The following is a 13,194-nucleotide window of genomic DNA, read 5'->3' as shown; positions in this document are numbered from 1 at the left end:
CGTGGCTGGGGGGACGTCGGCTGCGGTGTCGTTGAGGGTGGCCAGGCGGGCGTGATCGGTGCCGGTCAGGATCGGGAGCTGGGATACCGGGCGGGTGGGGTCGGCGGCCACCCCTTCCAGCAGGAGCAGCAGGTGATCGGCCCAGGCACGGACCGTCGCCTCGTCGAACAGGGCGGTGCTGTACTGCAGGGCGGCGTGGATGGTGGCGGGTGTCTCGACGGTGGTGAGCGACAGGTCCCACTTGACCGATGCGGGGCCGGTTGTGTGGACGACCTCGTCGCTGGTGGTGGTGTGGTTGAACAGGGTCTGGATCAGTGGGGTGCGTGACCGGTCGCGGTCGTGGACGAGTTCGTCGACGAGTTGCTCGAACGGCAGGTCCTGGTGGTCGTAGGCGGCCAGCGCGGTGCCTCGTACCTGATCAAGAAGTTGGTTGAAGGTCGGATCGGTGTCGAAGCGGGTGCGTAGCGCGAGGGTGTTGACGAAGAAGCCGATGAGGTTCTCCGTCTCGGCCTGGCCGCGGTTGGCCACGGGGGTGCCGATGAGCAGGTCGTTCTGGCCGGTGTGCCGGTGCAGCAGGACGGCGTAGGCCGCGGCGAGCGTCATGAACATCGTCGCGCCGTGGGCCCGCGACAGGTCCCGCAGTCGTGCGGTGACATGCGCCGGGATGTCCACGGCCACAACTGCACCGTCGGTCGACCGCACCGGCGGACGCGGCCGGTCGGTCGGCAGCTCCAGGATGGGCGGCTCGGCGAGCTGACCGAGCCAGTAGCGGAGCTGCGCCTCACCGTCGAGGTGTTCGCGCTGCCAGACCGCGTAGTCCGCATACTGCACCGGCAACGGCGTCAATGCCGAGCCGCCGCTTTCGAGCAGGCCGGTCAGCTCCTCGCGGAGGATCGCCCCCGACCACTCGTCGGCGACGATGTGGTGCACACACAGCGCCAGCAACTGCCGCCCACCGGGCAGCCGCAGCAGCGCGCCGCGCAGCACAGGCCCGGCGGCCAGGTCGAACGGCGCGTTGACCAGCGCCTCCCGGATGCCGTGGTCGCCGCCGTCGGATACGTCCGCCACCTGCAGCGGGAACGGCGACGGCGGGTCGACGACCTGATGGGGCTCGCCGTCGGAGTCGGCCAGGATGCGGGTGCGCAGCACCTCGTGCCGTTCGACGATCGTGGTCAGCGCGTCCGTCACGGCGGCCGGGGTGACGTCGTCGGCCAGCGGGATCATGACCGGAATGTGGTATTCCGTGGAGCCCGGGTCCAGCTGGGCCAGGAACCAGAGCCGCTGCTGGGCGAAGGACAACGGCAGCCTCTGGTCACGGTCGGCGGGAACGATCGGCGTGGCGCCGGGGGCGGCGTCGGTGTCGATCAGAGCCGCGAGCGTACGCACGGTCGGCTGTTCGAAGAGTGCGGCCAGGGGCAGGTCGATGCCGAGAGCGGTACGGATCCGCCCCACCACACGGGTCGCGAGCAGCGAGTGTCCGCCCAGGTCGAAGAAGTCGTCGGTGACACCGACCCGGTCCAGCCCGAGCAGCTCGCCCCAGATCCCGGCGAGCCGCTCCTCGGTCGGCGAGGACGGCGCCCGGAAGGTGGTGCTCAACTCCGGGCGGCTGCTGTCCGGAACCGGCAGCGCCTTCAGATCCCGTTTGCCGTTGGGGCTCAGCGGGACGGCCGCGATCTCGGTGTAGAGGGCCGGGATCATGTGCTCGGGCAGGCTGCCGCGCAGGTGTTCGCGCAGCTGGTCGGCGGTCGGCAGGACACCGTCGGGCACCAGGTGTGCGACCAGCCGCCCCTGGTACGCCGTGACCACGGCCTCCTCGACGGCCGGGTGCCGGACAAGCGCGTTCTCGATCTCGGCCGGCTCGATGCGGTTGCTTCTGATCTTGATCTGCCGGTCGGTGCGGCCGAGGAACGCCAGCTGTCCGTCCGGGAGCCACCGCCCCACGTCACCGGTCCGGTAGAGGCGGGTGCCGTCGGCGCGGAACGGGTCGGGCACGAACCGCTCCGCGGTCAGCGCCGGCCGCCCGCGGTAGCCGCGGCTCACCTGGTCACCGCCGATGTAGAGCTCGCCGGCCACGCCGATCGGGACCTGCCGCAGCCGGGCGTCGAGCACGTGGATGCGGGTGCCGGCGGTGGGCCGGCCGATCGGCGGGGCACCGGCGTCGCTGCCGGTCAGGTGTGCGATCGCGGTGCAGATGGTGGTCTCGGACGGGCCGTACGCGTTGAGGAACCGCCGGCCGGGAGCCCAGGCGCGGGCCAGCCCGGACGGGCACGACTCGCCGCCGGCCACCACGGTACGCAGGTCGGGCAGGTCGTCGTGCGGCAGCAGCGCGAGCGCGGACGGCGAGAACTGGCCCACCGTGATCCGGTGGGCGCGCAGCAGTTCGGCCAGGTCGTCGGGGGAGCGGCGGGTCTGTTCCCCGGCGATCACCAGGGTGGCGCCGGCGGTCAGTGCCGTGTAGACCTCGGATGCGGCCACGTCGAACCCGAACGACAGGTTCTGCAGGGCCACGTCGCCGGCCGTCATGCCGAGGTCGCGGCGCTGGGCCTCGATCGCGGCCGACAGGTTGTGGTGGGTGACCACGACACCCTTGGGGCGGCCGGTCGAGCCGGACGTGTAGACGATGTAGGCGGCCTGGCCGGGGTGGACCACCACGTCCGGTGCGGTGCGGGGCGCCTCGGTGATCGCCGGGTCGGCCGGGTCCACGGTGAGCCCGCCGAAGGAGCCGCCGACCACGATGTCCGCACCGCTGTCGTCGAGCATGAACCGCAGCCGGTCGGACGGGTAGCCGGTGTCCATCGGCAGGTACGCGGCACCCGTCCGCAGGACGGCGAGCATCGCGACGACCATCCCGGGGCCGCGGTCCAGGTGCAGCGCGACCACACTTTCTCGTCCGGCGCCCAGCCCGATCAGGTGGTGGGCGAGCTGGTTGGCGCGCTCGTCGAGCTCCCGGTAGGAGACCGTGTCGTCACCGAAGACGATGGCGGTGCCTTCGTGGCCGGCGACCGCGAGCGTGATCGGATCCGGCTGTGTCACACCGCTGTCCCGGCGGTCCTGAGGCAGCGGTGTGCCACAGGCGGTGGGGCCGGCGGTGTCGTTCCAGTTGTGCAGCTGGGCCTGGTCGGCCGGGGTGAGGATCGGCAGGTCGCCGACCAGGATGCCCGGAGTGCCGGCCAGGATGCCGGGGGTGGCGGGGCTCGCCAGGGTGGTGAGCAGGTGCGCGAACTGGGCCGCGATGCGCCGGACGGTGTCGCCGGTGAACAGTGCACCGTCGTAGATCATCGTGATGCCGAGGTCGTCGCCGGTGCCGACGACGACGGTCAGCGGGTCGCCGGTCTGCTCGCGGGCGAACGACCGCTCGACCCGCAGGCCGGTGTCCGGACCGGGGCCGGTGTCAGCGCCTTCGGGGCGGCTCGGGTAGTTCTCGAAGATCAGCACGGTGTCGAAGAGCCGCCGGCCGGCGGGCATCTCACTCCAGCCCGCGATGTCGACGAGCGGGGTGTGTTCGTACGTGCGAGCCCGGGACTGCTCCCGTTGCAGATCACGCAGCCACTCGGCGAGATCGCGGTGCTGCTCCACCCGTACCCGGGAAGGAATGGTGTTGATCATCAGACCGACCACCGACTCGACACCGTCGAACTGGGCGCCGCGACCGGACGTCGTCACACCGAACACCACGTCGCCGGTCTCGGCGTAGGCCGCCAGCAGCACCGCCCACGCGCCCTGGACCAGGGTGTTCAGGGTCAGCCGGTGCCGGCGGGCCACGTCGTTCAGCGCCCGGGCCGCCGTGGCCGGCAGCCGGGTACGTTCGATGTGGTGGCCGCCGCCCTCGGCCGGTGGCTCCAGCTGCGGCGGCGTCGGCTCGGTGAGCCCGGCCAGCCGCTCGCGCCAGTAGGCCTCGGCCTCGGCCGGATCCTGCGCGAGCGTCCAGGCGACATGATCGCGGAACGGCGGGCGCTGCACCTCGGGCGGCCGCTGCCCGGATCGGAACGCGCGATAGGCGTCCATCAGGTCGCCGAGCACGATCGGGACGCTCCAGCCGTCCAGCAGCAGGTGGTGGAAGCTGATCACCATCTGGTGGCGTTCGGCGGCCAGCCGGATCAGGTGGATGCGCACCAGGGTCGGCTCGTCGAAGTCGGCGCCACGCGCCCGATCCTCGGCCAGCAGGGTGGTCACCCGCCGCTGCTGCGTCTCCGGGTCGTCATCGCTCAGATCGATCAAGGACATCGGCAGCGGTACGGACGACGACACCACCGACATCGGCGCGGGCATCCCGGCCGTGACCACCGTGCTGCGCAGCACCGCGTGCCGGGCGAACGTCAGGTCCCACGCCCGGTGCAGGGCCGGCACGTCGAGCGGCCCGGTCAGTGACAGGCCGTGCTGCACCCAGTAGACGCCGGAGCCCGGCGCCAGCTCGGTGTGGAACAGCATGCCCTGCTGCAGCGGGGTGAGCGGGTAGACGTCGGATAACTCACCCCCGATCCGGTCACGGAGTGCATCTAACTCCGCCTGGCCCAGGCCCGCGACCGGGAAGTCGGCCGGGGTGTATCCGGCCGCGGTCTTTCCGCAGCAGTGGTCGACGAGTTCGCCGAGCACCCGCAGATAGCGGTCGGCGAGCCGGCGTACCGTCGCCTCGTCGTGGACCGCCCGCGAGAACGTCCACGTCAGATGCAGGAAGCCGTCCTGGACGTTGCCGCTGATCTCGAGCAGGTGACCGCGTTCCCCGGCGTCCGACCGCGGCCGCCCGGCGGGTCCGCCGGCCGGCCGGAACCGGGCTGCCGGCCCGGACTCGGAGCGGCCCAGGTAGTTGAACGACACCTCGGCCCGCCCCGACGCCGGCAGCAGCGGTGTGAGGTGCCGCAGCAGTCCGTGCCCGAGACCGCGCCGTGGGACGGCTCGCAGCCGGTCCTTGGTGGCGCTCAGCGTCTCGCCCGGGTCGGTGCCGCCGGTGACCGCGACCGGGTGGAACGCGGTGAACCAGCCGACCGTGCGGGTGACGTCGACGTCCGCGCCGACGTCCTCCCGGCCGTGACCCTCCAGATCGACCAGGACCGCGGCCTCGCCCGTCCACTCGGTCAGCACCGTGCCGAGCGCCGCGAGCAGCATGTCGTTGATCTGAGTCCGGTAGGCGGCCGGCGCTTCGCGCAGCAGCCGTCCGGTCTGCCGCGGGTCGAGCACTACCGACACGGTTCCGGCGGAGTCGAGCGCGTTGGCGCCGTCGTGGTCGCGCGGCAGCGTGGCCGGGGTCGCCCCGACCGTACGCCAGTAGCCGATCTCGCCGGCCAGCTCCGGGCTGGCGGCCAGCTCGGTGAGCCGCTGCGACCAGCGCTGGAACGAGGTCGTCTTCACCGGCAGGCGGATCTCGCTGCCGGACTCGGCCTGGGTGTACGCGCTGGTCAGATCCTCGATCAGGATGCCCCACGACACCCGGTCCACGACCAGGTGGTGCGCCACGACCAGCAGGGTCTGCGGCCGCTCGTGCCGGTCCATCAGCAGGAACCGCACGAGCGGGCCCTGCTGCAGGTCGAGGCTGGTGTGCGCCTCGGTGGCCAGCGCGTCGAGGGCCGCGTCGTCGAGCCCGTCGGCGTCGACCACCCGCAGTGGCGTCTCCGGCTCCTCCGGCAGCACCCACGCGGTCAGGCCCAGGGCGTCGCGGAAGAACCGAGACCGCAGCCCGTCGTGGTGCCGCAGCAGCGCGTCGACCGCCCGGCTCAGCGGTTCCGCCTCGATCCGGTCGGTGATCTCCAGCAGCACGTGCTGGTTGAAGTGCGCCGGTTCGGGCAGGTCCCGGCCGAAGAACCAGCGCTGGATCGGCGACAGCGGCACCTGGCCGACGACCGGGCCCTGTTCGGCCGCGGCAGTGGACTCGGCGGTCACCACGGTCGCCAGCTCGGCGACGGTCTGGTGGTCGAACAGCTGCGCCGGGCTCAGGTGCAGGCCCGCGGCCCGGGCCCGGGCGACCGCCTGGATGCTGAGGATCGAGTCGCCGCCCAGTTCGAAGAAGTTGTCGTCGACACCGACCCGGTCCAGGTGCAGCACCTCGGCCCAGATCTCGGCGAGCTGCCGTTCGGTGTCACCCTGCGGCGCGCGGTAACCGGCGGCCAGCTCCGGCCGGACACTTCCGGGCGCGGGCAGGGCGGCCTGGTCGGTCTTGCCGTTCGGTGTCAGCGGGATCGCCGTGATCTCGACGAACACCGCCGGGATCATGTGCTCGGGCAGGGTGCCGCGCAGGTGGATGCGCAGCGTGTCGGCGGGCGGCATCCCGGCCTGCGGTTCGGCCGGGACGACGTAGGCCACGAGGCGGCCGTCGCGGGCGGTGACGACCGAGGCCCGTACGCCCGGATGCTCCTCCAGCCGGTGCTGGACCTCGGCCGCCTCGATCCGGTGGCCGCGGACCTTGATCTGGGTGTCGTTGCGGCCCAGGTAGTCGAGCTGCCCGCCGGGCCGGCGCCGGGCCAGGTCGCCGGTGCGGTACAGCCGGGTGCCGTCGCCGCGGAACGGGTCGGGCACGAACGCCGCCGCCGTGCGCGCCGGACGGCCCAGGTAGCCGCGGGCCAGGCTCTCCCCGCCGATGAAGATCTCGCCGGTGACACCGTCCGGGACCTCCCGCAGCCGGTGGTCCAGCAGGTGAACGCGGGTGTTCGCGATCGGCCGGCCGATCGGCGGGGTGCCGTCGGCACCGGCCGGGATCTCGGCGGCGGTCGCCCAGACGCTGGTCTCGGTCGGCCCGTACGCGTTGAGCAGCCGCCGCCCGGCCGCCCACGCCCGCGCGGTCCGCCCGTCCAGACGCTCGCCGCCGGAGACCAGCGTGCGCAGCGTGCCGAACCGGTCGGGCGCGACCGAGTCGAGCAGGGTCGGCGGCAGCAGCGCCACACCGACCTGATGCCGGTTCAGCAGCGCGGCCAGCAGGTCGGGACGGCTCTGCTCGTCGGCGGTGGCCACCACCAGCGTCGCACCGGCGGTCAGAGCCAGCACGGTCTCCCACACCGACGCGTCGAAGCTGCTGGAGGCGAACTGCAGCGCGGTGTCGTCGGCCGTGGCACCGACGTGCTCCCGCAGGGCCGCGGCGAAAAGGCTCAGACCACGATGGTGTACGACCACGCCCTTCGGACGTCCGGTCGAGCCGGAGGTGTAGATGACGTACGCGGCCTGGCCGGGCAGCAGCGTCACGTCCGGAGCGGTGGACGGCCGTCCTGCGATCGCCGGGTCGGCCGGGTCGACGGTGACCTCGCCCAGGTCGCCGCCGATCACGATGTCCGCTCCGCTGTCGGTCAGCATGAACCGCAGCCGGTCGGCCGGGTAACGCGGGTCGAGCGGCACGTAGGCGGCACCGGAACGCCACACGGCCAGCATCGCCACGATCAGATCGAGGCCGCGTTCGGAGTGCAGGCCGACGATCCGCTCCGGACCGGCGCCGGCGGCGATCAGGTGGTGGGCGAGCCGGTTCGCCGCGGTGTCGAGCTCCGCGTACGACATGGTCCGCCCGTCGCAGATCAGCGCCGTCGCGTCCGGCCGCTCGGCGGCGCGGTCGGCGATCAGCTCGGGCACCGTACGGGCCGGGACCGGCACCGCGGTGTCGTTGCCCCGGTCCAGGGCCGCCCGCTCCTCGCCGGTGAGGATCGCGAGCCGGGAGACCGGCTGCTCCGGGTCGGCGACGATCGCGGCCAGCAGCGTCCACAGGTGACCGAGCAGCCCGCGCACGGTGCGCTCGTCGAACAGGTCGGTGCGGTAGACCAGCCCGCCGGTCAGCGGCCCGGTGCCCGGGTCGGTGACGGTCAGGGTGAGGTCGACCTTGGCGATCGTGCCGGTCTGCAGACGCGTCCCGGACTGATCCCCGGCGGGCGGCTCCTCATCGGTGGCGACGGGCTTTTCGTCGGTGGCCACGTAGCTGAGCAGCGTCTGCACCAGCGGCGTCTGCGACCGGTCGCGGGCCGGGGCCAGCTCGTCGACGAGCCGTTCGAACGGCAGGTCCTGATGGCTGTGCGCGGCCAGGGTGGTGGACCGCACACGGGCCAGCAGCTCGGTGAACGTGGGGTCGTCGCCGAGCCGGGCCCGCAGCGCCAGGGTGTTCACGAACAGGCCGATCAGCGGCTCGACCTCGGCCCGGTCCCGGTTCGCGACCGGGCTGCCGACGATCAGGTCGTCCTGGCCGGTGTGCCGCTGCAGCAGCACCGAGTACGCGGCAAGGATCGTCATGAACATGGTCGTGCCGTTGCGCCGGGACAGGTCCCGCAGGCCCGCCGCGACCTCGGCCGGGACGGTGAACCGGAGGGTGTCGCCGGCGGTCGAGCGGATCGCCGGTCGCGGCCGGTCGGTCGGCAGCGCCAGCACCGGCGGGTCGGCGAGCTGGGTACGCCAGTAGCCGAGCTGCGTGTCCAGCACGTCACCGGTGAGGTGGTCGCGCTGCCAGACGGCGAAGTCGGCGTACTGGATCGGCAGCTCCGGCAGCGTCTCACCGCCGAGCAGCGCGAACAGCTCCCGCTCGAACACACCGGCCGACCAGTCGTCGAAGACCGCGTGGTGCACACAGAGCGCCAGCACCTGCCGGTCCTCGGCGAGCCGGATCAGCGTGGCCCGCAGCAGCGGACCCGCGGCCAGGTCGAACGGGCGGCGCAGCCCGTCCAGCACCTCGTGCGCCCCGGCCACCGGGTCGGCGTGCCCCGAGACGTCCACGTCGGCCAGCGGGAACGGCCCCGGTGCGTCGATCACCTGGTGCGGCACGCCGTCGGCGTCGGTGACGAGGCGGGTCCGCAGCGACTCGTGCCGGGCCACCAGGGCGGTCAGCACCGCGGCCATCCGGTCCGCGTCGACCGGCCGTTCGAGCCGGATCAGGTGCGGCACCAGGTACTCGGCCGACTCGGGGTCGAGCTGGTCGAGGAACCACAGGCGCCGCTGCGCGAACGACAGCGGCAGGACACCGTCGCGGGCCGTGACCGGGATCGCCGCCGGGGCGGGCCGGGCGCCGGCGGCGGCGTCGATCACCGCACCGAGCGCCTCGATGGTCGGATTGTCGAAGAGCGCCGCCGTGGGCAGGTCGATGCCGAAGGCGCCGCGCAGCCGGGTGACCGCCTGGGTGGCCAGCAGCGAGTGCCCGCCCAGGTCGAAGAAGTCGTCGGTCGCACCGACCCGGTCCAGGTGCAGAAGGTGCGCCCAGATGCCGGCGAGGATCTCCTCGGTCGCGGTGGCCGGGGCCCGGAAGCCTCCGCCGGCCTGCCGCCGGTCGGACTCCGGCGCCGGCAGCGCGGCCCGGTCGATCTTGCCGTTGCGGTTCAGCGGCAGCTCGGCGAGCTCGACGAACACCTCGGGGACGAGGAACTCCGGCAGGGTACGGCCCAGGTGGCGGCGCAGCGTCTCGGCCGGCGGCAGACCGTCACCGGCCACCACGTAGGCCACCAGGCGTTCGTCGTGCGCGGTGACGACCACGGCGTCCACCTCGGGGTGGGCGCCCAGCGCCGACTCGATCTCGGCCGGTTCGATGCGCCGCCCACGGACCTTGATCTGGTGGTCCGCGCGGCCCAGGAACTCGAGGCGTCCGTCGGGCAGCCGGCGTGCGAGGTCGCCGGTGCGGTAGAGGCGCGAACCGTCGCCGGCGAGCGGGTCCGGCACGAACGCGGCGGCGGTGAGGGCGGGCTGGTGGCGGTAGCCGCGGGCCAGGCTCGGGCCGCCGACGAACAGCTCACCGGTGACACCGACCGGGACCGGGTTCAGGGCGCGATCCAGCAGGTGGGTGGTGGTGTTGGCGATCGGGTGCCCGATCGGCGTGCCGGTCGTGACGACTCCGGCGGTGGCGCAGACCGTGGTCTCGGTGGGTCCGTAGGCGTTGATCAGGTTCAGGCGCGGCGCCCACGCGGCGGCCAGCGCGGGATCGAGGCGTTCACCGGCGGTGATCAGCGTGGTGAGCGAGTCCAGGTCGCCGGCTTCGAGGGTGCGTACGAGCGAGGGCGGCAGCGTGGCGGTGGTGACGTCGTGCTCGCGCAGGAATCCGGCGAGACCCTCGGCGCCGGGAGCGACGGCGAGGGTGGCGCCCGAGGTCAGCGCCATGATCGTCTCCCAGACGCTGGCGTCGAAGCTGGCCGACGCGAACTGCAGGGTGGTGTCACCGGGGCCGGTCGGTACCAGCCGTCCCAGGGCGGTCACCAGGTTGGACAGGCCACGGTGGGTGACGGTGACGCCCTTGGGGCGGCCGGTGGAGCCGGAGGTGTAGATCAGGTAGGCGGCCTGGTCGGGGTGGACGTTCACCTCGGGTGCGCTGCCGCCGTGCCGGGCGATGGCCGGATCGTCGACCGTGAGGGTGGGAACGCGTCCGGCCGGCAGGTCGTCGAGGATGTCGTCGGTGCTGATCAGCAGGGTGGCCCGGCTGTCGGTGAGCATGTAGGCGAGCCGGTCGGCCGGGTATCCCGGGTCGAGCGGCAGATAGGCGGCGCCGGCCTTCCAGACCGCCAGGATCGCCGTGATCAACTCGGGGCCGCGGTCCAGGCACAGGCCGACCACCGTCTCCGCGCCGATGCCACGTGCGCGCAGGTGGTGGGCGAGGCGGTTGGCGGAGGCGTCGAGTTCACCGTAGGTGACGGACCCGGCCACCGCGGATGCGCCAGGCTGCCGGGCGGCGTGGGCCGCGAACACTTGATGGGCGGTCAGCGGTTCGGCCGGTACGGCGGTGTCGTTCCACAGCGCCAGGTCGGCCTCCTCGGCCGGGGTGAGCAGCGGAAGGCCGGCCACCGGGCGATCCGGGTCGGCGGCGACCGCGTCGAGCAGGCTCATCAGGTGACCCGCGAAACGGCGGACCGTGTCGTGGTCGAACAGCGCCACCGGGTACTCGAACGCCGCCGCGAGCGTGTCACCGGTCTCGGTCAGGAGCAGGCGCATGTCGAACTTGGCGACCAGACCCTCACGAACCGTGCCGTCGGCCGCGTGGGTGTCGTACTCCTCCGGGGTGAAGTAGTTGAAAAGGGTCTGGATCAGGGGCGTCCGCGACCGGTCGCGCTCGTGCACCAGCTCGTCGACGAGCTGCTCGAACGGCAGATCCTGATGGGCGTACGCCTCCAGGGCGGTGGTCCGCACGCGGTCCAGCAGCTCGGCGAACGTCGGGTTGTCACCCAGCCGCGCCCGCAGCACCAGCGTGTTCACGAAGAAGCCGATCAGCGGCTCGGTCTCGGCCTGGTTCCGGTTCGCGATCGGGGTGCCGACGACCAGGTCGTCCTGACCGGTCTCGCGATGCAGCAGTACGGCGTACGCGGCGAACAGGGTCATGAACATCGTCACGCCGTGCCGCCGGGACAGCTGCCGCAGCGCCTCGGCCAGCGGCGCCGGAACCGTGAAGTCCAGCGCCGCTCCCTCGGTCGGCCGGACCGGCGGACGCGGACGGTCGGCCGGCAGGTTCAGCACCGGCGGGTCGGCCAGCTGCTCACGCCAGTAGCCGAGCTGCGCGTCGAGGACGTCACCGGTGAGCCAGCCGCGCTGCCAGGCGGCGTAGTCGGCGTACTGCACGGGCAGCGCCGGCAGCGGCGACCGGCGGCCGTCGCGGTACGCGGCGTAGAGCGTGGACAGCTCCCGGTCCAGGATCTTGGTTGACCACTCGTCGGACACCACGTGATGCAGGCAGAGCGCGAGCACGTGATGCTCGCCGGCGACGCGGAACAGCTTCGCCCGCAGCAGCGGACCGGCCGCCAGATCGAACGGCACCTGAGCGTCCTCGGTGGCCAGCGCCCGCGCCGCCCCGACCGGATCGGCTTCACCGGAGACGTCCACCAGTGGCAGCTCGACCGGCCGCGCCGGGTCGACGACCTGGTGCGGGATGCCGTCCGCGTCGGCCACGAGGCGGGTCCGCAGCACCTCGTGCCGCTCCACGATGGTCGACAGCGCGGCCGTCAGGGCGGCCACGTCGCACGGCCCGCCGAAGTTGATCGCGGCGGGGGAGTGGTACTCGGTGGACGCCGGATCCAGCTGCGCCACGAACCACAGGCGCTGCTGGGCGAACGAGAGCGGCAGCGGCAGCGCACGGTCGGCGACCGTGATCGGCGGCGCGACCGGTCCGGGCGCGCTCTCGGCCAGCAGGGCGGCCAGGCCCGCGACCGTCGGCCGGTCGAAGATCGCCGCCACCGACAGGTTCACGCCGAACAGCGCGCGGATCCGCGTGACCGCCTGGGTGGCGAGCAGCGAGTGGCCGCCCAGGTCGAAGAAGTTGTCGGTCACACCGACCCGGTCGAGTTTGAGCAGGTCGGCCCAGAGCGAGGCGAGGATCTCCTCGGCGGCCGTCACCGGCGCGCGGTAGGCGGTGGCGAGTTCCGGCCGGTCGCTGTCGGGTGCGGGCAGCGCCCGCCGGTCGAGCTTGCCGTTCCCGGTCAGCGGCAGGGAGCCGAGCGGGATGAAGGTGCTCGGGATCATGTGCTCGGGCAGCGTCTTGCGCAGGTGCTTCTGCAGTTCCCCGGCCGTCGGCGGAACGTCGTCGCAGACCAGGTAGGCGACGAGCCGGTCGTCGTGCTTTGCCGCGACGGCGCTGGTGACGACGGGGTGAGTGCGGAGGACGGCTTCGACCTCGGCGGTTTCGACGCGGTAGCCGCGGATCTTGATCTGGTGGTCGGTGCGGCCGAGATAGGAGATGGTGCCGTCACCGTTGTATCGGGCCAGGTCGCCGGTGCGATACAGCCGCTCGCCGCCGTCAGCCGGGATGAACTGCTCGGCCGTGTGGACCGGGTTGTTGTGATAGCCGCGGGCAAGCTGCGGCCCGCTGATGTGCAGGTGTCCGGGCACTCCGGCGGGGACGGGCTGGAGGTGGTCGTCGAGGATGCGGGCGGTGATGTTGGGCAGCGGTGTGCCGAGGGCCTCGGGGCTGGTGTGGGTGAGCACGCCGATGGTGGTCTCGGTCGGTCCGTAGTGGTTGAGCACGGTCCCGGTCAGCCGCCCGGCCAGGTCGGCGGGGGTGGCCTCACCTCCGAGGATCAGGGTCTTGTGCGGCAGGGGGATCGGCCACAGTGACGCCAGGTGCGACGGCACGATCTTCAGGTGGTCGACGTCTGCCGGTTCGGTGCGGATGGTTCCGCCGGTGGTCAGTGCCGTGAGGATGATCGTGTTGCCGAAGTCGGTGGTCGCCGGGGTGATGAGTCCGTACGTGTCGCCGGGTTCGCCGAGTCCCAGTCGTGCCGGGATGACGGTGGCGTAGTTGGTGAGTGCCCGGTGGGTGATGACGACGCCCTTGGG

1 protein-coding gene is annotated in these 13,194 nt (G+C 72.7%); it reads right to left on the bottom strand.

Annotated elements, in window-relative coordinates:
• Positions 1 to 13,194, bottom strand: a 13,194-nt coding sequence (locus CLV67_RS50650; RefSeq protein WP_146169665.1) for a non-ribosomal peptide synthetase, incomplete at both ends; no start/stop codon positions are given.

It is taken from the genome of Actinoplanes italicus (assembly GCF_003001815.1).
Classification (GTDB): Bacteria; Actinomycetota; Actinomycetes; order Mycobacteriales; family Micromonosporaceae; genus Actinoplanes; species Actinoplanes italicus.
This window is presented reverse-complemented; position numbering and strand designations above follow the sequence as displayed.